The following is a 20,587-nucleotide window of genomic DNA, read 5'->3' on the forward strand; positions in this document are numbered from 1 at the left end:
TCAGGATGACCTATGTCGCGCGCGGCAGCGGCGACTTCAAGACCTGCCGCTCAGTCCTGGCGGCCGCGAAACGTATAGGTCAGGGACAGGCCACCGGACCATTGATTGCGTGAGCCGTAGCGCCGCACGATTGGCGACCGGCTCGCATCGTCGACGAGCCGCTCGTATTTGCCATAAACGTAGATGCCCCATTGCGGCGTCAACTGCTTGAGGAAACCGGCGTTCCCGCCCACTGCCTGGATCCCGCCCCCGGGGCGGAACGCCGTCAACCCGGACGTGGCGACGGATTCCACCGGGACGCCGAAATAGGCACGCTGGTACTTGCCGTTGGAATAGGTGACCCGCGGCCCGATTGCGAACAGCCAGTCGTCGCGGTCGCGCGCGACATAATCGACGCTGGCGACACCGATCAGCCCCTTGTGCCCACCAATCCCTTGGCGCAGCTCGAGGCGGGCGCGCAGCGGCTCGGCGATGGTATATTGCGCGAACAGGCCCGGCTCCACGGTAAAGCCCACGCCACGCACGCCCGGCACGTCGCGCGTCCGGCGGGACCCCTCGAAACTCAGCGTCGGGCCGACGGAAAACCTTTCAGTATCGAAGACGGAGATGCTGGCGCTCTCGTCCGCCGCCTCGAAGATGAACGGCGTGTCTCCACGCGCCCGGCTGATATCCAGGAACGGCCGCAGCACCACGCCCTTGTAGCCGGGATATCGGGGGACAAGCTGGGGCCCCGCCGCGATCCTGGTCCGCCGTGGCTCGTCCTGCGCGGCAACGCCTGTCGCCCCTGTCGTGCCAAGGACGAAAAGGGCCGCTGAACGGCCGAGGAGCGACATCGCCATGCAGTGAGACTAGATCAGTCTGTCGGCCCTGACCAGCGTTCCCGGCGCAGGATACGCAAGATACGCCAATCGCCGTACCTCGCGGCGGCCACGGACCACCGTATCCAGGATCAGCCCGGCAAATCCGGCGAGCGCCGCCAGGATCGTCAGTCCGGTCACGAGGATCGCCGTCGGGAAGCGCGGCACCAGCCCGGTCTGTGCATAGGTAACCGCCAGCGGGACGGCCAGGATGATCGCGAGCAGCAACAGTGCGGCCCCGACGTAGCCGAAGAACCACAAGGGGCGCTCGATCCGATACAGGGTCGCGATCGTGCCCAGGATGCGCCAGCCATCGCGATAGGTGCTCAGCTTCGACACCGAGCCTTCCGGGCGCGCAAAATAAGGCGTTTCCACCTCGCCCACCGGCATCTTCAGCTCCAGCGCGTGCACCGAAATCTCGGTCTCGATCTCGAACCCGACCGACAGCACCGGGAAGCTCTTGACGAAGCGGCGCGAGAACACCCGATATCCGCTGAGGATATCGGTGAAGCTGCGCCCGAACAGGCGAGTCAGCATCCCGGTCAGCATCGCATTGCCGAACCGATGTCCGCGTCGATACGCCTCGGTCGCTTCACCGATGCGGCTGCCGACCACCATGTCGAGCTGCTCGTCGAGCATCCGCTCGATCAGCAACGGCGCGGAGGCCGCATCATAGGTCGCGTCGCCATCCGCCATCACGTAGATGTCGGCATCGACGTCGGCGAACATGCGGCGCACCACGGCGCCCTTCCCCTGCACGCGCTCGGTCCGCACGATCGCGCCCGCCGCCCGCGCGACCGCCGCGGTTCGGTCGTGCGAGTTGTTGTCATAGACGTAGATCGCCGCGCCCGGCAGCGCAGCGCGAAAGCCAGCGATCGTCTGCGCAATCGCTGCTTCCTCATTGTAGCAAGGAAGCAGGACGGCAATCCTCAGCTCCGTCTCGCGCACCATAGCTCCATTCACGCCGCCCAGATCTCCGATCGCGATGTTCTGTAACAAAAAAGAGCGTCCCCCTGAAAAATCAGGGAGACGCCCTTCACTATCCGAAACGAATTAAGATCAGCCTTCGGTCTTGGGCGCCTTCTTGGCAGCGGCCTTCTTCGGCTTGGCCGGTGCTTCCGCTTCGCTCTCGGCATCAGCGGCAGCCGCCTTCTTCTTCGGCGCTGCCTTCTTGGCCGGCGCTGCGGCCTCGTCGGTCGCCTCGTCCTCGGCCGGTGCTGCCGCGGCCTTCTTCTTCGGCGCCGCCTTCTTGGCCGGCTTCACCTCGTCGCCCTCGTCACCCTCGGCAGCGGCCTCGTCAGCCTTCTTCTTGGCCGCGGCCTTCTTCTGCTTGGGCTTGTGGTTGTCGTGATCGTGGTGATGGGTGCCGGTCGCGAAACCGTCCTCGCTCTCGATCGCGGCTTCCAGCTCCTCGCGGGTTGTCTCGCGCTCGGTCACCTCAGCCTTGTCGAACAGGAAGTCGACGACCTTGTCCTCGTACAGCGGCGCACGCAGCTGGGCAGCAGCCATCGGCTCCTGCTGGATGTACTGGATGAAGCGCTGCTGGTCCTCGCCGCGATACTGCTGCGCGGCCTGCGCTATCAGGCGGTTCATTTCCTGCTGCGTGACTTCGACGCCGTTGGCCTGGCCGATCTCGCTCAGCAGCAGGCCGAGACGGACGCGGCGCTCGGCGATCTTGCGATAATCGTCGCGCTCCTTCTCCATCTCTTCCATTGCCGCCTTCGGATCCGGCTCATGGGTCGCCTCATGCTCGAGCTGCGCCCAGATTTGCTGGAACTCGGCCTCGACCATCGACGGCGGCACTTCGAAATCGTGGCCGGCGGCGAGCTGATCGAGCAGCTTGCGCTTCATGTGTGTGCGGGTCAGGTTGCCCAGCTCGCTCTCGATCTGGCCACGGACCAGGCCGCGCAGCTGCTCCAGGCTCTCGAGGCCCAGGTTCTTGGCGAGGTCCTCGTCGACGGTCGCTTCGCCAGCGACCTTCACCGACTTCACGGTCAGGTCGAACGTGGCGTCCTGTCCGGCCAGTTCCTTTGCCTGGTAATCCTCCGGGAAGGTCACCTTGATCTGGCGCTCCTCGCCGGCCTTCACGCCGACGGTCGCATCCTCGAAGCCCGGGATCAGGCGGCCCGAGCCGAGCTCGATCGCCATGTCGGTGCCGGTGCCACCTTCGAAGGCGACGCCGTCCATGGTCTTGCCGACGAAATCGACGGTGACGAGGTCACCCATCTTCGCGGCATAGCCTTCCTCGGCGTCTTCCCACTTCTTGGTCTGGTCGGCGAACTTCTGCAGCTGCTCGTCGATCACGGCGTCGTCGGCCGGAACGGTCAGCTTCTCGAGCTTCAGCCCCTCGATCGCCGGCGCCGGCACCTGTGGCAGCACTTCCAACTCGACGGTCAGTTCGGCGTCCTTGCCTGGCTCATAGCCGTCGGCCAGCTGGACGGAGGGCTGGATCGCCGGACGCAGCTGCTTCTCAGCCAGCAGCGTCTGGATGCCTTCCTGGATCGACGTGTTGAGCGCGTCCTGCAGCAGCGCCGGGCCGTGCATCTTGCGCACGATGTTCGCCGGAACCTTACCGGGGCGGAAACCGGGCATGCGGACCTGCGGTGCGACTCGTGCCAGCTCCGCATCAACGCGCGCCTCGATGTCCTTGGCCGCGATGGTCAGCGTGTAGGCGCGCTTCAGGCCCTCGTTCAACGTCTCGACAGTCTGCATCTTCGTGCCTTCAACTGAAATTTCGTGGATGGTGCCTGTCCGCGGGCACGCCGCGGATAAACTGGTGCGGGCGAAGGGACTCGAACCCCCACATCTTGCGATACTGGAACCTAAATCCAGCGCGTCTACCAGTTCCGCCACGCCCGCATTTAGGCACCGCCGGTCGCGGGCCTCTATACCGGGTGGAGCCGATCGGCAAGCGGCGCGAGCAACCACGCAGCGCGATCGCGCGTTGAAAGCGTGAAGAGGACCCAGAACATGGCCACCACGCCCCCGCCCGAAACACCCGTTCAGCCCACCCAGCCGGCTCAGCCCGCGGCCCCGCCGCCGGAAGTGACGCCGCCCGCGCCCGACATCGATCTGCCGGCACCGGGCGCCCCTGCGAACGATCCTGCCCCCGCCAACCCGAGTATCTGACGTGACCGACAATCGCAGCAACGACCCGCTGATCGACAGCCTGCCCGAAGATGAACCGGAAGCCACGCCGGACAGCCCGCCTGCCGCGCAGGACGATCTTGCCCGCACCGACATCGAGGGGCAAACCGCGATCCGCAACGAAGCGGTCGATGAAGGCGCCATTGCGGAGCCGCACGACGCTCCCGCCCGCTTCAGCGAAACCGACAGCCCCGATGACAGCCGGCACGATCCCCGCGTGAACTAGCGCGGGCAGCCGGCGCGCGGACAGCCGCTTGGACCAGAGCCGCAGCTACTGGTCGAAGTCGCTCTTGCTCGCGTCCGTGCCATGAAGCTGCGCCCACAGCTTCTGCGTCCCCGCTTCCTGCGCGCGATTCACATATTGAGAGGCGACCAGCCATCCCTTGATCGGCCGCAGCGGCAGCACCGTGCCCAGCGCCATGATCGGAACCGACGTGAACAGATGGACCCAGCCGGGTGGATCGAAGGCGACCTGCAACCACACGATGAATGCCGTCAGCGGCAGGGCCACGATGCACAGAGAGAAGAACGCCGGCCCGTCATCAGGCGCAGCAAAGCGGTAATCGAGGCCACAGTTCTCGCATCGATCCGTGATCTTTAGCCATGACTGGAACATGTGACCTTTGCCGCAACGCGGACAAAGACCTTTCCACCCGCTCTTCAGGATCCAGCGGAATTTGTCTCCGTCGGACTGGGCTTCGCTTTCGATAGCTTGCTTCTCCATCATGCTCAGCAGGTAGGGATGCCGCCATCAAGCCGGGATTGGACATAATGTCCACCTCGCCCGCACCTTTCCTGAACCTCGCTGAAGAAACCGGCGCTGGCCCCGGCGTCATTCACGGCCGGGCACGCTGCTTTGCTGAATCGTCGCATCTGGCGTCTGGCTGACCCTCGGCGCTTCGTTGCCGCGATCTGCCGAGAACAGCCGCAGGGCATCGGGCAGCCGCCGCGGGACCTTGCCCGCCCGGCTCGCCTCGATCGCCTTGATCGATTGGAGAAGATCGCGCTGTTCGAACGGTTTGTAGAGGCAGCCGACACCGACCAGCTCCGCCTCCGGCGGGCAGTCGCCGGTGACGAACAGCGAGGGAATGCCGCGTTCGCCCGCGGCTCGCGCAACATCAATGCCGCTGCCGTCTGCCAACCGAACGTCGACCAGCACGAGATGGATGTCGTGTCCGGCCTGCAGTGTGGCCACCGCATCGGAAACACGATCCACGGTGGCGACGATCTCGAAATCCTGCTCGCTCAACAGATGCTCGGTGTCGAAGGCGACAAGTGGCTCGTCCTCGACGAGGAGGAGACGGATGATCGACCGTTTGCGCTTCCTGAAGATCATACGACCGATCCGCGCCTGTCCCTCTTTCCCATGGCAGGAATAACGCGCCGGGTGACGGCTGGTCGCAAATATTTTCGCGCTGCGACATGAACCGCGGTAATAGCGCTCCATGCCGACAGAAAAGCGTGACGGGCCGTTGACCGGACCCGGCAAGAGCCATGACCAGAAATCGACGACCCGAGCGCCGGAGCCCGCCCGCATCGCCAAGCTGCTGGCGCGCGCCGGCGTCGCGTCGCGTCGTGAGATCGAACGGATGATCGCGGAGGGCCGCGTCGCGCTGGACGGTGTCACGCTCGACACGCCGGCGACCCTGCTTGCCTCGCTCGACGGGGTGACGGTGGATGGCAACCCTGTTGCCGCGCCGGAGGCGGCCCGCCTATTCCTGTTCCACAAGCCGGCAGGGCTTCTCACGACCGAGCGCGATCCCGCCGGGCGCCCGACGATCTACGATCGCTTGCCGAAGGGGCTGCCGCGCCTGATGCCGGTCGGCCGTCTGGATCTCAACACCGAAGGGCTGCTGCTGATGACCACCGATGGTGGGCTGAAGCGGCTCCTGGAACTTCCCGCCACCGGCGTCGAGCGCGCCTATCGCGCCCGCGCCTACGGCCAGATAAGCCAGCCGCAACTGGAGGAGCTGATCCACGGCATCGAGATCGAGGGCGTCCGTTACGGCCCGATCGACGCCAATATCGAACGCCGCACCGGCGCGAACCTCTGGATCGAACTGGTGCTGAAGGAAGGCAAGAATCGCGAGGTCCGGCGTGTGCTGGAGCATCTGGGACTGCAGGTCAGCCGCCTGATCCGCACCCGCTACGGCCCGTTCGTCCTCGGTGATCTTGCCCCCGGCCAGATCGGCGAGGTTCGCCGTCACGACGTCGAGAGCTTCAGCGCGGAGCCGACGCGCCGCGAACTGCCGCAACCCGCGCGCCGCCGCGCGGTCGAGCCGGTGTTGCCCCCGGCTGACGCCATCCCCGCGCCGGAGCGGCCCGCCGACAAGAAACCAGCGCAGCGGACGCGGCCCGGCGCTGCGAAGAAGGAACCACGCCGCCGCGCCGACGGCTCTGTCGCCAGTCGCGCCGGCACGGCGCGCAACGAGCGCGCACGCACCTTCCGCGCCGAACAGGCTCCTGCGGAACGGCCGGCGCGTGGCGCGAGCGCGGATACCGACCGCGCTGCCGGTCGCTCGGCCGATCGCAGCAGCCGCCCCGCCCGCGGCGCTTCCGCCCCGCGCGGCTCGGCAAAGCCACGCGTCGATCGTCCCGACGGGCCACCGCGCAACGCCGGCCCCGCACGTCCCGGCGGCGGACGGCCGCGGTCACCGGGCGCTGGCTCTGCTCGCCCCGGCGCATCGCGCTTGGGCCCGCCCCGCCCGCGGGGGAAGCGCTGATGCGGATCATCGCAGGCGAATGGCGCGGCCGACCGCTCGTCGCGCCCAAGGGCGATTCGACCCGTCCCACCGGGGACCGCACGCGCGAGGCATTGTTCTCGATGCTGGCGAGCCGCCTCGGCAGCTTCGACGGGTTGGCCGTCGCGGATCTGTTCGCCGGATCGGGCGCGCTGGGGCTGGAGGCGCTATCGCGCGGTGCGGCCTCCTGCCTGTTCGTGGAGCAGGATCGTGCCGCGCTCGACGCATTGCGCGCCAATATTGCCGCGCTCAAGGCGAGCGGGGCGGAGGTCCGCGCCGGCAGCGCGCTGGCACTCGGCCCGACGGCAAAGCCGCTCGACCTCATCATGATGGACTCGCCCTATGGCACCGGCGCCGGGGCGGTGGCACTCGACAAGCTCGGCCGGCTCGGCTGGGCCGGCCCGGCGACGTGGATCTCGATCGAGACCGCCAAGCAGGAGGACGTCGAGGTGAAGGGTTTCGTCGTCGACGCCGAACGCGTCTACGGCAAGGCAAAGATCACGCTGCTGCGCGCCGCCTGAGGCAGCGAACTTACGGCTCCAGCACGACGGCGTGGGTGCGCGGCCGCGGCCTCGTAGCGACCAGGGCCACCAGGCTCAGCGCGGCGGCCACGCTGCCGTACCATCCGACCGCGGACAGGCCGACATTCTCCGCCAGCGCCTGGGCGAACAGCGGCGTCAGGCCGCCGCCCAGCACGCCCGCCACGTTGAACGCCATCGACGCCCCGGTGTAGCGGACCCGTGGCGGGAACAGGCCGGGCAGCCACGCGCCCAGCGGGCCGTACACGAACCCCATCAGCAGCAGCGCCAGCGCCAGGAAGGCGAACACCAGCACCAGCGACCCCGCGCCCATCATCGGCCCCAGCAGGAAACCGGCGAACACCACCGCGACGCACCCGCCCGCTAGCACCCGCCGCTCGTCGAACTTCTTGTCTGCCAGCCAGGCGGAGGCATAGATCCCCACCGCCATGAACAGGATGGCGCCCAGTTGCACCAGCAGCATGGACTGCATCGAATAGCCCAGCGTCTTGGTACCGTAGCCCAGCGCAAAGGCCGTCGCGATATAGTAGAGCGCGAAGCAGGCGATCGCGCCGACGGTCCCGGCCAGCGTGGCCAGACCGTGGTGGCGCAGCAATTCGGCGAACGGCACCGCCGGTGGCGGCGCTTCCTCCAGCGCCGCGGCGAACTCGGCCGTTTCGGTCAGCTTCAGCCGGATCCACAGCCCCAGCCCGACCAGCAGCGCGCTGACCAGGAACGGAATACGCCAGCCCCAATCGCGGAACTGCTCGGGCGTCAGCCACAGGCCCAGCAGCAGGAACAGGCCATTCGCCGCGATGAATCCCGCCGGCGCGCCCATCTGGGGGGCGCAACCGAAACGAGCGCGCCAGCCCGGCGGCGCATTCTCCACCGCCAGCAACGCCGCCCCGCCCCATTCGCCGCCAAGGCCAAATCCCTGGCCGAACCGCAGGAGGCACAGGATGAACGGCGCCCACCATCCCGCCTGCGCATAGGTCGGAAGAAAGGCGATCAGCGTCGTCGACAGCCCCATCGTCAGCAGGCTGGCGACCAACGTCGACTTGCGGCCGATACGATCGCCGAAATGCCCGAAGAAGGCCGCACCCACCGGCCGCGCGAAGAACGCCACCGCCAGCGTGGCGAAGCTCGCCATCTGCTGCATCCCCGGCTCCGCGACCGGGAAGAATATCTGGCCGAACACCAGGCTCGCCGCCGTCGCGTAGATGTAGAAATCGTAGAATTCGACGCCGGTGCCGACGAAGCTCGCCAGAAGAACGCGGCGCGACGAATTGCCGCCGGAGACGATGGTGCTCATGCCTCCCTCTCCCTCCACGCCGCGCCCGCGTCAACACGGCCGCCGTGCAACAACTTTGTCCCTACGCGACACAATTGCGCAACATTCGCGCTGTAGAGGCTGCCCTGTCGGTCCAGCCCCCTATCTGACACCGACAGCCGCTGGCCTCCGGTCGCGGCACTCCCTGAACTGCGGGGCAGTCGTTCGTTAACGGCTGCCCCTTCTTTTTCCCGTCTCAGCCCAGCCGCCAGCGCTTCAGCTGCGCCAGCACGTCACCGGCAATCTGATCCTGCGAAAAATCGGTCAGGTCACGGAAACGTGGATCGTTGTTGGTCTGCGCCGCCAGCGTCCAGGTCACGCTGCGCCTGCCCTCCGGCGCCTCCAGCGCGGTATAGGCGGCAAGCGGACGGGGACGGGGAAACAACCGGTAGACGAAACGCCGCTCGGGCTCCGTTCCGACCGTCAGCACGACCTCACCGTCCTCCATGTCCAGTCGGCATTCGCTGGGCATGTCCTGCTGAAGCGCATCATAAACGGAACGCAGCGCCGGCTCCCCCTGTTGCTGCAGCTGGCGCATGATCTCGCCGCGCCGCGCCGGGACGAACAATCGCTTCAGCCGCTCGCTGACAGGCGCGGCCTCATCAGCCAGCGTGATCCCTTCCAGATCGGCATTCGCCTGCCGCACCAGCCCGAACGCCAGCAGCAGCATGATGAAGCAGAAGGGCAGCGCAGCCATCAGCGTCGCCGCCTGCAATCCGCCCAGACCGCCCGCCACTAGCAGCAAGGTCGCTGTCACACCCAGCAGCACACACCAATAGACCCGCTGCCAGCGCGGCGTTTCTTCCGCACCGCCCGACGTCAGCGTATCGATCACCAGCGCCCCCGAATCCGCCGAGGTGACGAAGAACACACCGACCAGGATGATCGCCAGCGTCGACGTAAAGCCGGCGGCCGGCAGATATTCCAGGAACTTGAACAGCGCCGTGGACAGGTTCGCCTGGACCGCATCGGCAATGCCGCCCGATGCTGCGCCAAGATCAAGCGCGATCGCCGTATTGCCGAATACCGTCATCCAGACGAAGGTGAAGGCGGTAGGAACGAACAGCACACCGGTGACGAACTCGCGCATCGTCCGCCCACGCGAAATACGCGCGATGAACATGCCGACAAACGGCGACCAGGCGATCCACCAGGCCCAGTAGAACAGCGTCCAGTCCGCCATCCAGGCGCGCGGTTCATAGGCGTACAGCGTGAAGGTACGCTTCACGAAATGATCGAGATACAGGCCAAAATTCTGGATCAGCGCACGCAGCAGGAAAAGCGTCGGGCCGACCGCCAGCACGAACAGCATCAGCAGCACGGCGAGCACCAGGTTCAGTTCCGACAGTCGCCGCACGCCCCGGTCCGCGCCGCTCAGCACCGACAGCGTCGCTGCGCCCATTACGACCAGGATCACCACCACCTTGGTCGCGGTGGTGTCCGGCACGCCGTAATTATAGGCCAGCCCCGACGTCATCTGCGACACGCCAAACCCCAGCGACGTCGCAATGCCGAAAACGGTGCCGCACACTGCGAAGATGTCGATCACATCGCCCAACGGGCCGTTGATCCTTTTGCCCAGGATCGGTGACAGGCCGGACCGCAGCGTCAGCGGCATCCCCTTGCGATAGGTGAAGAACGCCAGGCTCAACCCCACCAGCGCATAAATCGCCCAGGCATGGACGCCATAATGGTGGAACGTGATGGCCATCGCCTCACGCGCCGCGAGGATCGTGCCGCTCTCCACCTCGGGCGGCGAGATGTAATGCTGGATCGGCTCGGCCACCGCGAAATACATCAGGCCGATGCCCATGCCCGCGGCGAACAGCATCGCCAGCCACGAGACATAAGGGAAATCCGGCTCGGCATCGTCCGGCCCCAGCTTCAGCTTGCCGGCGGGCCCGAACCCCAGGATCAGCGCCACGACCAGGAACACGGCGACCGACGCGATGTAGAACCAGCCGAACGTATCGATCGTCCACGCCTGCGCTGCCCTGAACGCCACGTCCGCGCGGCCGGGCATCAGCAATGTCACTGTCAGCAAGGCGACGACGATCGCCGACGCCCCCCAGAACACGCGCGGCACGATTTGAGCTTTGATCATCAGGGCGGCTGAACGCACCAGGGGCGCGTTTGGATCATCCAGATCATTGATGCCGATCAGGGCATCGGACGTCTCCCTGATTGCCACGCTTTTTGAACGGGCATAGGGCGGCACCCGAATTGTGATTGCCGGAGCTGTTTGCGAGTGATGAGGGAGGAACCAGCCGCGTTCCGTCGCCGCCTTGGGGTCGGCGCATTGGCGCTGGGGATGCTGGTGTCCCCGGCCCAGGCCTTTGCCCAGGCGAAAACGCCCACCGTCGAGGACCTCCAGCGTCAGATCGACGAGCTGAAGGCGCAGATTCGCGTGCTGACCCAAAATCAGCGCGCCGCCGCGCCGGCCGCGTCCTTCAACCAGCCTGCCGCCAACCAGTCCGCCGCCACCATTGCTCCTGCGCCCGCGACGACGAATCAGCCGCCCGCACCGGACGCGCAGGTAGCGGCCACCGCGCCTGCCACCCCCGCGTCCCCGGCACAGACTGCCACCCCGGCCGCTACGCCCACCGCCGCTCCGCCGGTAGCGCTCGCGGCCGCCACCCCGCCGGCCGACAAGCCGTGGTACGAACGGATCAACGTGCGCGGCTATACGCAGCTGCGCCTCAACGAAATCATCTCGGGCGACGCCACCGCCCCGGACGGCGTGTCACGGCTGCGGTCACCCGGCGACGGCGGCATCACCGACGAAGGCAATTTCACCTTCCGCCGTATCCGCCTCGTCTTTTCGGGCGATCTGTCCGATTCGGTATCCTTCTACTTCCAGCCCGATTTCGCCGTCGCGGTCAGCAACCAGTCCGCGGGCGAGCGTCGCGAGGGGTTCGCCCAGCTGCGCGATGCCTATGTCGACTGGTCGCCATGGGCCGATCGCCGCTTCCGCTTTCGCTTTGGTCAGCAGAAGGTACCGTTCGGCTGGGAGAACCTTCAATCATCCTCCAACCGGCTGACGCTCGACCGCTCGGACGGGATCAACAGTGCCATTCCCGGCGAACGCGATCTGGGCGTGACCGCATTTTTTACGCCGGCCGCGGTGCAGCGGATCTGGGACCGGCTGGAGGATGACGGGCAGAAGCTGTTCGGCAATTACGGCGCCTTCGGTCTCGGCCTGTATAACGGTCAGGGCGTCAACCGGCCGGAACGCAACAATGACCTGATGAGCGTCGCCATGGCGACCTGGCCGTTCGAGCTTGACGGCCTGGGCACCACCTTCGCCGGCCAGGTACTCGAAGTGGGCGCGTCCGGGATGCGCAACCGTGTCCGCCCCGAAATCCGCACCGGCGGCGTCAGCGACGCCAGCTTCCGTGACGATCGGGTCGGCGTTCACCTGATCCTCTACCCCCAGCCGTTCGGCCTCCAGGCGGAATGGAACTGGGGCCGCGGCCCGGAATATGATCCCTTGCTGGGGACGATCCGCACCCGCTCCCTCAGCGGCGGCTACGTCCAGGCGATGGGCCGGGTTCGCCAGAGCCCGCTCGGCCCCTTCATGCCCTATGTTCGCTGGCAGACGTATCGCGGCGGGTGGAAGGCGATCGTCAACGCGCCCCGACTGGAAACGGACGAGATCGAGCTGGGCATTGAATTCCAGCCGATCGAGGAACTGGAGCTGACGCTCGCCTATGCCGATATGACGCGGCGCGAGGCAGACGAGCGCCGCTTCGGCCGGGCGGAGGGCGATGTCATCCGCGCGCAGCTACAGTGGAATTATTGACGGCCGCGTCAGTTCGCGATCGTCAGTCGAGCGGGATGGCGCCCGTCATCCAGGTTGCGTCGGCGCCATAGCCGGCCACCTTTGCCGCCAGCGCATCGGATGCCGCCGCCTCCGTGAACCCCAGCGTGCGCCAATAGGTCGCGGCGCCGCCCACCGCGATCAGCTCGGCGCGCCCAATGCCCTGCCCCGCGGCGCACATGAAGGCCGCTTCCATCAGCGCCCGTCCGGCCGACAGCCCGCGCGCGTCAAGGGAGACGGCCATGTCGTGGATGAACAGCACGTCGACCTGCGGCGGCTCGGCGAGCACGGCTCCCACCGGCGGCGGCGACCCCTCCGGCCAGCCATGCGCCAGCACATAGCCCGCCATCGTGTCGCCCTGCATCGCGACGAAGCAGCACGAACTCGCCAGTCTCACCCTGCTGCCGAAGGCGGCTTCGTCCTCCAGCAGGAACGCGGGAAAGCAGACTGCCTGAATGGCAAGCGCCGCCGGCACGTCGCTCTCGGCGAAGCGGCGGATGGTCAGTGAAGAGGCCTGTGACATCATCGCTCCACTTTCGCCGATGACCGTTCAACCGGCAACAGCCGCACGCAGCTCCTGCGCGCCCCGGCGGCGTCAGTCCATGCCGGGATAGGCGTTGAACGCCGGCAGGTCGGCGATGCCCGGCGCCCAGCCCAGCCGCTCCTTGACCATGATCTGTGCGCCGGGCGGCAGCCGTTCCGGGTCGTCGAGCGTACCGGACTGTATGTCGACGATGCCCGGCAAGGTCTCCGGGTTGCGATAGAACAGCCCCGTCCCGCAGGCGCTGCAAAACTCCCGCGTCCCGTGCCGCGACGAATGATAGCGCGTCGTCGCGCCTTCGACGGTCAGTTGATCCTCCTGCCACGCGATCCACCCGACCATCGGCGCGCCCGACCAGCGCCGGCAATCCTCGCAATGGCAGATCGCATGATGCTGCGGCTCACCTTCGGCTGCCCATGTGACCGCCCCGCAATGACAGCGTCCCGTCGCGCTCATCACCCTTCTCCCAATCGTTTCACCTTTGTTCTCATGCATTGCGCTGTCGCGCAACCCTGCCTACGTGGCACCCGTGACCGAATTGTCGACGCAGAGCCAAGCCAGCGAGCCGCCCTATCTTTCCGGCCTGAATCCGCCGCAACGCGAGGCCGTGCTTACCACCGACGGGCCCGTCCTCGTCCTCGCCGGTGCCGGCACCGGCAAGACGGCGGCGCTGACCGCGCGCCTCGCCCATCTGCTCTACACCCGCCGCGCCTATCCCAGCGAGATCCTGTCGGTGACCTTCACCAACAAGGCGGCGCGCGAAATGCGCGAGCGGGTTGGCCGCCTCGTCGGCGATGCGGTGGAGGGGATGCCATGGCTCGGCACCTTCCACGCGATCGGCGCAAAGATGCTTCGTCGCCACGCCGAACTCGTCGGGCTGCAGAACAATTTCACCATCCTCGACACCGACGATCAACTGCGTCTGCTGAAGCAGCTCGTCCTTGCTGCCGACATTGATGAGAAGCGCTTCCCCGCGCGCAGCCTCGCCGGCCTGATCGACGAATGGAAGAACAAGGGCCTGACGCCGCGCGAAATCGACGCCGGCGAAAGCGAGCGTTACGCCAACGGCCGCGGCGGCGAACTCTACGAGCAATATCAGGCCCGCCTGCGCGCAGTGAACGCCTGCGACTTCGGCGATCTGCTGCTCCACGTCCTCACCATCCTGAAGAACAATCGCGAGGTGCTGGAGCTGTATCAGCAGCGCTTCCGCTACATCATGGTGGACGAATATCAGGATACCAACGCCGTCCAGTACCTCTGGCTGCGGCTGCTCGCGCAGGAACGCCGCAACATCTGCTGCGTCGGCGACGATGACCAGTCGATCTATTCCTGGCGCGGCGCGCAGGTCGAAAACATCCTGAAGTTCGAAAAGGACTTCCCCGGCGCCAAGGTCATCCGGCTGGAGCAGAACTACCGCTCCACGCCGCACATCCTGGGCGCCGCCGGCGGCGTGATCGGCAACAACACCGGCCGGCTCGGCAAGCAGCTGTGGACCGAGCTCGACGTCGGCGAAAAGGTCCGCGTCGTCGGCGTATGGGACGGGCCTGAGGAGGCGCGCCGCGTCGGCGACGAGATCGAGGCGTGCCAGCGTGCGGGCAAGAGCCTGGACGACATGGCGATCCTGGTCCGCGCACAGCACCAGACGCGCGAGTTCGAAGACCGCTTCATCGCCATCGGCCTGCCCTATCGCATCGTCGGCGGCTTCCGCTTCTACGAGCGGCAGGAAATCCGCGATGCACTCGCGTACCTGCGCATCGTCAACCAGCCGGCGGACGATCTCGCGTTCGAACGCATCGTCAACACGCCCAAGCGCGGCCTTGGCGACAAGGCGATCGCCAAGCTCCACCAGCTTGCCCGCGCGGAGAACCTCCCGCTCAGCTTCGCCGCCGCGCGTATCCTCGACACCGACGAACTAACCCCGCAGGCGCGCCGTGCGCTGGGCAATTTCGTCGGTGACATCGCGCGCTGGCGCGACATGGCGCGCGATCTTCCGCACCCCGAACTCGCCCGACAGATCCTCGACGAATCCGGCTACACCGCCATGTGGCAGGCGGAAAAGTCCGCCGAGGCCGCGGGCCGGCTGGAAAACCTAAGCGAACTCGTCCGAGCGATGGAGGAATATGAAAGCCTCGGCGCTTTCCTCGAACACGTCAGCCTCGTCATGGACAATGAAGGCTTGCGGGAGGATCCCAAGGTCACGATCATGACGATCCACGCCGCCAAGGGCCTCGAATATGACACCGTCTTCCTGGTCGGCTGGGAAGAAGGCCTGTTCCCCTCGCAGCGCTCGCTCGATGAAACCGGCACCCGCGGGCTCGAGGAGGAACGCCGCCTCGCCTATGTCGCGATCACCCGCGCGCGCCGCCAGGCCACGATCCTCCACGCCGCCAATCGCCGCATCTATGGCCAGTGGACCAGCTCCATCCCTTCGCGCTTCGTCGCGGAGCTGCCCGACGATCACGTGGAAACCGAAACCACCATGTCGGGCGGCGAAAGCCTGTGGCGCGCCAACTGGTCGGAACGCGCCGACCCCTTTGCCGACGTCGGGCGCGGCACCGGCCGCGGCCCGGGCTGGCAGCGCGCGGCGGGGACGCTGGGCGGCAAGCCCGGCGGCGACTGGCAAAGCCGCACCTTTTCGCGCGAACCGTCGCGCGTGGTCGAAAGTCGCACGCCGGCGGTCAGCCTCGGCAACAAGGGGCGCACCGACCTGTCGGTTGGCCTGCGCGTCTTCCACCAGAAGTTCGGCTACGGCACGATCGAGGAGATCGAGGGCAACAAGCTCGAGATCGAGTTCGAGAAGGCCGGCCGCAAGCGCGTCATGGACAGCTTCGTCACCATCCCCTGAGCCTCAGTGCTATTTACCTGCCGGGTTGATGCCGCAATAGTCCGGCCATGGCCCTTCCGCGTGCTGATGCCGACCAACTCGCCCGTCAGGGGCTCGATGCCCTGCGCAATCGCGACGGCGCCCGCGCCCGCGCCATCTTTGATCGGCTGGCGGTGGAGGCCCCGGCCGACGTGCCGCGTCCGTGGTTGCCGCTCGCCCAGGCCTGCCGACTGATCGGGGACGCCCCGGCTGAGACGGAGGCGCTGCAGGCGCTGCTCAGGGAACAGCCTCGCAACCTCGCCGGGCTGTTGCTGATGGGGGATCGCAAGCGGCTCGATAGCGACGATCGCGCCGCAACCGTCTTCTACACCGCGGCGCTCAATCAGGCCGCGGCCATGCGTGAGGTTCCGGCCTCGCTCCACCCGCTGCTGCGCCAGGCGGAAGCGTTCAAGCAGGAAAGCGCCGTGCGCTTCGCCGGCCATGTCGAGGCGGCCGTGGGCGCGCTTCACGCCGGCCGCGTCGCCCAATCAGTCGACCTGCTGCTCGGCCGCCGCGAACTTCACCTGCAACAACCCTCGATGTTCTATTTCGAAGGGCTGCCGCAGCGCCCCTTCTACCGCCGAGACGAGTTCGAGTGGGTCGCCGAACTGGAGGCCGCCACACCCGCCATCCGTGCCGAACTGGAAGCCGTTACCGAGGGCTTCCGCCCCTATGTGGAGGGTGATCCCAACCGCCCGCTCCCCAACAACCCCCTGCTCGACGATCCGGCATGGAGCGCGCTGCATCTGTGGCGCGGCGGGGAGATCGTGGCGGAGAACGCCGATCGCTTTCCCGTCACCATGGCGGCGCTGGCGAAGCTGCCCATTCCGCGCATTGCCGGCCGCTCACCAATGGCGCTGTTCTCGAGGCTGACGCCCGGCGCGCATATCCAGCCGCATCACGGCCTGCTCAACACCCGCCTGATCTGCCATCTGCCGATCATTGCCCCGCCCGGCTGCGCGCTGCGCGTTGGCGCCGACACGCACGAATGGCGCGAGGGTGAGCTCGTGACCTTCGACGATTCCTTCGAGCATGAGGCATGGAATCGCGGCACGTCGACCCGCACGGTCCTGCTGTTCGAGATCTGGAAGCCGGAGATTGCGCCCGACGAACGCGCCGACCTGACCCGGCTGTTCGAGGCGATCGACGCTTATGGCCCGCCGATGGTTGATCAGGGCTGACGGCAGCTGCGCACGGCCCCGCTCGCCCGCAGCGCCCACCAGATGATCAGTGGTTGGAGCAGCAGGCGCACCACATGATATCCGATCGGCAGCCCCGTTCCGCTCGACAGGTCGTTCCACGCATGCTGCATGTTCGCCGGCCACACGCAAAGCGCATAGGCCGCCAGCGCCCATCCCGCCGCGCGCCGGTACCGCGGCGTCACAAGGGCCGCCGCGCCTGCCAGCTCGGCGAGCCCGGTTGCCAGCACCACCAGCCGCGGCGCCGGCACGAACTTCGGCACGATCCGCACCATCGCATCGATGAACAGCAGATGCCCGATCCCCGCCGTCAGATAGAAGGCGATCAGCAGCCAGCGTGCCACGCGTCTGCCGCCGCTCTCCCGGTCCATCATCGATCCTCCTGACCAACGGAACGATACGCCGATGCAACCGTATCCGCCTTGCCCTCTATGTGGGGCGCGCTTGCGGGCGCCCGGTTTTCAGGATTGGGAGAGGATCGCGACATGTCGTTCCGTCACATCGCCGTCACCATGGCTGCCGCCGCGGCGGCGGTGGCAACCCCCGCACTCGCGCAAACCGCCGCTGATGATGCGCGCTTCCGCGCCGCGCAGGAACGGTTCGAGCGCGAGCTGGAAACCTTCCGCAGCGAATATGATCGCTACCAGTCGGTGCGCCGGGTGCCGGGATCCGGCTATCGCACCGCGCCGGCCGACCCCCGGTACGACGACCCGCAATGGCGCGATGAGGGCGATTATGATCCCAGCCGCTATTATAGCCCCGGCAACCAGGAACGCGCGCTCGGCCCCAACGACCGGGTCTATACCGGATCGGACGGCCGCTATTACTGCCGCCGGTCGGACGGGACGACCGGGCTGATCGTCGGCGGCGCGCTGGGCGGCGTGCTGGGCAATGTCATCGATGGCGGCCGCAGCCGCACGGTCGGAACGCTGCTGGGTGGCGCGGCCGGGGCACTCGCCGGGCGCGCTGTGGATCGCAGCAATCAGCAGATCCGCTGCCGCTGACGAACGGATCGTCGCGGCGCTGCGAGTCAGCAGTCGACGGCCAGCAGCGTCACCCCTTCGTAGCGCTCTTCCTTGGGATTGAAGAGCTCGCTCGGCGTGAAGCGCCGCGGCGTGACCCGCATCCCGCCCAGGCCAACGATCTTGAACGCGCCGATCTTCGGCTCGCGCGGCGGCTTGCCGTCGCGCTCCAGCGTCACCGCGTCGAGGTAGAATTCACCGTGCTTGGTGTAGACGATGTGCGGCGCCAGCGTCACGTCGCCGCGATTATAGGTCGCGGCGAGTGCCTGCTGCTTGACGATAGCCTCGAACACGACGGGCATGGTGGCCGGCGGCGGCGACGGTGCGACCTGATCCTGGTCGGTATTCAGCTTCATGTTCAACGGCAATATCCACACTGCTGCACCGCAGCAACATTTGTTTTCTGCAACTCTGCGTAACCTGTTTGCACCCGTAGATGCGGCTGCTCACTCCTGCTCGGGCATCAGCTTGCGCGCAAAATAGGTCATCTGCAGCGCCTGCAGTCGCGCACCCTGCGCAATGTCGGCATCACCCGAATGGCCACCCGCCGTGTCCTCGTAGAACAGGTACGGCAAGCCATATTCGCGCATCCTCGCCGCGAACTTGCGGGCATGCTGCGGCCCGACCCGATCGTCCTTGGTCGTCGTCCAGATATAGGGTTCGGGATAACGCCCACCGCGGCGCAGCGCATGATAAGGCGAGATCCGCTCGAGGAACGCGCGCTCCTCGGGGACGCTGACCGAGCCATATTCGTCCACCCACGACGCGCCCGCCGCAATTCCTTCGTAGCGCAGCATGTCGAGCAGCGGCACCTGGATCGTCACCGCGCCCCACAATTCGGGGTGCTGCGTCATCTCGACGCCCATCAGCAGGCCGCCGTTCGACCCGCCATAGATGCCGAGCCGCGAGGCGCTGGTGATCCCGCGCGCAAACAGGTCGCGCGCGATGTTGGCGAAATCGTCATAGATCAGCTGGCGACGCGTCTTGCGCCCTGCCTCATGCCATGACGGGCCGAACTCCCCGCCGCCGCGGATGTTGGCCAGGACAAATGCCCCGCCCCGCTCCAGCCACAGCTTGCCGGTGATGCCCGAATAATAAGGCGTGTTCGATACCGCGAAGCCGCCATAGGCCGTCATCAGCGTCGGCGTGCTGCCGTTGAGCGGGGTGTCCGCCCGGCGAACGACGAAATACGGGATCTTGGTGCCGTCAGACGAGGGCGCCTCGTGCTGCTCCACCACCAGCCCGGTGGCATCGAAGCGCGCGGGCGCCGACTTGACCGTCGCTGGCGCCGCATCGCTCGCCGCGTTGAATGACATCAGCAGCGTTGGCGTGGTGAAACCCGACACCGCCAGATAGGCTTCGTCACTCGCGATATCGCTGGCCACCAGATCGACCGACAGATTGTCGGGCAGCTTGAGGCTGCGGCTGCTCCACCCGTCCCCGGACGGCGTGAACACCATCGCGCGGCCACGCACATTGTCATAGATCGCCGCAACCACCGCATTGCGCGTCACGCGCACATTGCCCCGGTCGACCGCTTGCCGTTCCGCCGGCGCGAAGATCACCGTCGGCGTGCCCGTTCCCGCCATCGCGTCCTTCAGCGGCAAGGAGGCAAGGGCCCCCTCCGGCACCGCGCCCCACGGCTCGCTCGTGCGGAAGATCAGCCGTCCCTTGACCAGCCCGATCGCCTCCACCTTCTCCGGAATGGCGATCTTCTTCGCGGTCTTGCCGTCCCACAGCAATGTCTCGGAGGTGAAGAAGGTCTTGGCGCGCGTGATCACCACCGCGCGGTTGCCGTCGCCGTCGACCATCACCGATGGAAACACGCCCAGGTCATCTTTGGTCCCGCGGTACAGCTCGCGCGCCTCGCTCAGCGGCTGGCCCCGCTTCAGGATCTTGACCACGAACGGATAGCCGGACTTCGTCAGCGATCCGGTACCCCAGTCGCGCGACACGATCAGCGTGTTCTCGTCGATCCAGTCGGCATTCTGCTTCGACGTCGGCAATGCAAAGCCGTCCTTGACGAACCGCCCGTCGACCAGGTCGAACTCGCGCAGCGACGTGGCGTCCTCGCCCCCCTCGCTCAGCGTGATGAGGCAGCGGCGCTCGCCCGGTTCGAGGCAGACGACCCCCTTCCACACCCACTTCTTGCCTTCCGCCTGCGACAGCGCGTCGACATCGATCAGCGTCTGCCAGCGCGGCGTTGCGGTGGCGTACTCCTTGGCGCTCGTCCAGCGCCAGATGCCCTGCGGGTGCTTCTGGTCACGCCAGAAGTTGAAGATCCGGTCGCCCAGCATCTGCGGCATCGCGATCCGGTCCTCGGCGGAGGCGATGGCCAGCGCCTCGTCATAGAAGGTGCGATAGCGCGGGTCGTTCTCCAGGCGGGCAAGCGTCCGGGCATTTTCCGCCTCTACCCATGCCAGTGCCCGCTTGCCGTCCTTGTCCTCAAGCCAGATATACGGATCTTCAGTCATCGATGCGATTTGGGCGGCACTTTGCGGTGCTGCAAGCGCTCCAAGTGCGATAGCCACAAGATGTTGCAATGCGGG

19 protein-coding genes, 1 tRNA gene and 1 pseudogene are annotated in these 20,587 nt (G+C 66.8%); 8 read left to right on the forward strand and 13 right to left on the reverse strand.

Annotated features, from left to right (window positions below):
• Positions 1-50 precede the first annotated feature (50 nt).
• The 4 genes from ACH0BU_RS12250 to ACH0BU_RS12265 form a co-directional block, all read right to left on the reverse strand.
• Complete coding sequence (locus ACH0BU_RS12250) at positions 51-839, reverse strand: MipA/OmpV family protein (RefSeq protein ID WP_046410071.1); 789 nt, start codon at positions 837-839, stop codon at positions 51-53.
• Between the two features lie 9 nt (positions 840-848).
• A complete protein-coding gene (locus ACH0BU_RS12255) occupies positions 849-1,805 on the reverse strand; it encodes a glycosyltransferase family 2 protein (protein ID WP_432431013.1) in 957 nt (318 codons plus the stop codon).
• 111 nt (positions 1,806-1,916) lie between these two features.
• On the reverse strand, positions 1,917-3,569 hold the full coding sequence (gene tig / locus ACH0BU_RS12260) for a trigger factor (protein ID WP_046410068.1): 1,653 nt from the start codon (positions 3,567-3,569) through the stop codon (positions 1,917-1,919).
• Between the two features lie 62 nt (positions 3,570-3,631).
• Positions 3,632-3,716, reverse strand: a tRNA-Leu gene (locus tag ACH0BU_RS12265).
• Positions 3,717-3,827: 111 nt separating this feature from the next.
• Between ACH0BU_RS12265 and ACH0BU_RS12270 the strand changes: the two genes are divergently transcribed.
• Both ACH0BU_RS12270 and ACH0BU_RS12275 read left to right on the forward strand, forming a co-directional pair.
• Positions 3,828-3,986, forward strand: a complete 159-nt coding sequence (locus tag ACH0BU_RS12270) for a hypothetical protein (protein WP_164518833.1) — start codon at positions 3,828-3,830, stop codon at positions 3,984-3,986.
• 1 nt (position 3,987) lies between these two features.
• Complete coding sequence (locus ACH0BU_RS12275; RefSeq protein ID WP_500264073.1) at positions 3,988-4,230, forward strand: hypothetical protein; 243 nt, start codon at positions 3,988-3,990, stop codon at positions 4,228-4,230.
• A 45-nt stretch (positions 4,231-4,275) separates the two neighbouring features.
• Here the strand turns inward: ACH0BU_RS12275 and ACH0BU_RS12280 are convergent, their stop codons facing one another.
• Both ACH0BU_RS12280 and ACH0BU_RS12285 read right to left on the reverse strand, forming a co-directional pair.
• The gene (locus tag ACH0BU_RS12280; protein ID WP_046411633.1) at positions 4,276-4,728 is read right to left on the reverse strand and encodes a DUF983 domain-containing protein; all 453 of its coding nucleotides are present in this window, start codon (positions 4,726-4,728) and stop codon (positions 4,276-4,278) included.
• A gap of 108 nt (positions 4,729-4,836) precedes the next feature.
• Complete coding sequence (locus tag ACH0BU_RS12285) at positions 4,837-5,493, reverse strand: response regulator (RefSeq protein WP_346962757.1); 657 nt, start codon at positions 5,491-5,493, stop codon at positions 4,837-4,839.
• A 34-nt stretch (positions 5,494-5,527) separates the two neighbouring features.
• Between ACH0BU_RS12285 and ACH0BU_RS12290 the strand changes: the two are divergent.
• Both ACH0BU_RS12290 and rsmD read left to right on the forward strand, forming a co-directional pair.
• A pseudogene (locus ACH0BU_RS12290) lies at positions 5,528-6,226 on the forward strand (pseudouridine synthase); the annotation flags it as partial.
• 500 nt (positions 6,227-6,726) lie between these two features.
• The gene (gene rsmD, locus ACH0BU_RS12295) at positions 6,727-7,266 is read left to right on the forward strand and encodes a 16S rRNA (guanine(966)-N(2))-methyltransferase RsmD (protein ID WP_500264074.1); all 540 of its coding nucleotides are present in this window, start codon (positions 6,727-6,729) and stop codon (positions 7,264-7,266) included.
• Between the two features lie 10 nt (positions 7,267-7,276).
• On the opposite strand, the gene ACH0BU_RS12300 is transcribed toward rsmD, so the two are convergent.
• A complete protein-coding gene (locus ACH0BU_RS12300; RefSeq protein ID WP_125944428.1) occupies positions 7,277-8,575 on the reverse strand; it encodes an MFS transporter in 1,299 nt (432 codons plus the stop codon).
• Positions 8,576-8,789: 214 nt separating this feature from the next.
• Complete coding sequence (locus ACH0BU_RS12305; protein ID WP_500264075.1) at positions 8,790-10,697, reverse strand: BCCT family transporter; 1,908 nt, start codon at positions 10,695-10,697, stop codon at positions 8,790-8,792.
• Positions 10,698-10,844: 147 nt separating this feature from the next.
• On the opposite strand from ACH0BU_RS12305, the gene ACH0BU_RS12310 reads away from it, so the two are divergent.
• A complete protein-coding gene (locus tag ACH0BU_RS12310) occupies positions 10,845-12,395 on the forward strand; it encodes a porin (protein ID WP_500264076.1) in 1,551 nt (516 codons plus the stop codon).
• Positions 12,396-12,417: 22 nt separating this feature from the next.
• Here ACH0BU_RS12310 and ACH0BU_RS12315 read toward each other — a convergent pair whose 3' ends face one another.
• Positions 12,418-12,936 carry a GNAT family N-acetyltransferase gene (locus tag ACH0BU_RS12315; protein WP_500264077.1) on the reverse strand — a complete coding sequence of 173 codons (519 nt, stop codon included), beginning with the start codon at positions 12,934-12,936 and terminating at the stop codon, positions 12,418-12,420.
• A 72-nt stretch (positions 12,937-13,008) separates the two neighbouring features.
• Entirely contained in the window at positions 13,009-13,410 is a 402-nt protein-coding gene (locus tag ACH0BU_RS12320; RefSeq protein ID WP_145118700.1) for a GFA family protein, read from the reverse strand.
• Between the two features lie 82 nt (positions 13,411-13,492).
• Between ACH0BU_RS12320 and ACH0BU_RS12325 the strand changes: the two genes are divergently transcribed.
• A complete protein-coding gene (locus tag ACH0BU_RS12325) occupies positions 13,493-15,799 on the forward strand; it encodes an ATP-dependent helicase (RefSeq protein ID WP_334655621.1) in 2,307 nt (768 codons plus the stop codon).
• A gap of 47 nt (positions 15,800-15,846) precedes the next feature.
• Complete coding sequence (locus ACH0BU_RS12330; RefSeq protein WP_500264078.1) at positions 15,847-16,998, forward strand: aspartyl/asparaginyl beta-hydroxylase domain-containing protein; 1,152 nt, start codon at positions 15,847-15,849, stop codon at positions 16,996-16,998.
• Here the strand turns inward: ACH0BU_RS12330 and ACH0BU_RS12335 are convergent.
• Complete coding sequence (locus tag ACH0BU_RS12335) at positions 16,989-17,390, reverse strand: DoxX family protein (RefSeq protein WP_498343204.1); 402 nt, start codon at positions 17,388-17,390, stop codon at positions 16,989-16,991. The genes ACH0BU_RS12330 and ACH0BU_RS12335 overlap by 10 nt on opposite strands.
• Before the next feature lie 111 nt (positions 17,391-17,501).
• Here ACH0BU_RS12335 and ACH0BU_RS12340 point away from each other — a divergent pair, with 111 nt between their 5' ends.
• Positions 17,502-18,020 (forward strand): glycine zipper 2TM domain-containing protein, encoded by a 519-nt coding sequence (locus tag ACH0BU_RS12340; RefSeq protein WP_136452035.1) that lies wholly within the window; start codon positions 17,502-17,504, stop codon positions 18,018-18,020.
• A gap of 26 nt (positions 18,021-18,046) precedes the next feature.
• Here the strand turns inward: ACH0BU_RS12340 and ACH0BU_RS12345 are convergent, their stop codons facing one another.
• Both ACH0BU_RS12345 and ACH0BU_RS12350 read right to left on the reverse strand, forming a co-directional pair.
• Positions 18,047-18,394, reverse strand: coding sequence for a hypothetical protein (locus ACH0BU_RS12345; RefSeq protein ID WP_241212508.1), 348 nt, complete (start codon positions 18,392-18,394; stop codon positions 18,047-18,049).
• 90 nt (positions 18,395-18,484) lie between these two features.
• Complete coding sequence (locus tag ACH0BU_RS12350; RefSeq protein WP_241212488.1) at positions 18,485-20,512, reverse strand: prolyl oligopeptidase family serine peptidase; 2,028 nt, start codon at positions 20,510-20,512, stop codon at positions 18,485-18,487.
• Positions 20,513-20,587 lie beyond the last annotated feature (75 nt).

The sequence above is a fragment of the Sphingomonas olei genome (assembly GCF_045369765.1).
GTDB classification, from domain to species: Bacteria; Pseudomonadota; Alphaproteobacteria; order Sphingomonadales; family Sphingomonadaceae; genus Sphingomonas; species Sphingomonas panaciterrae.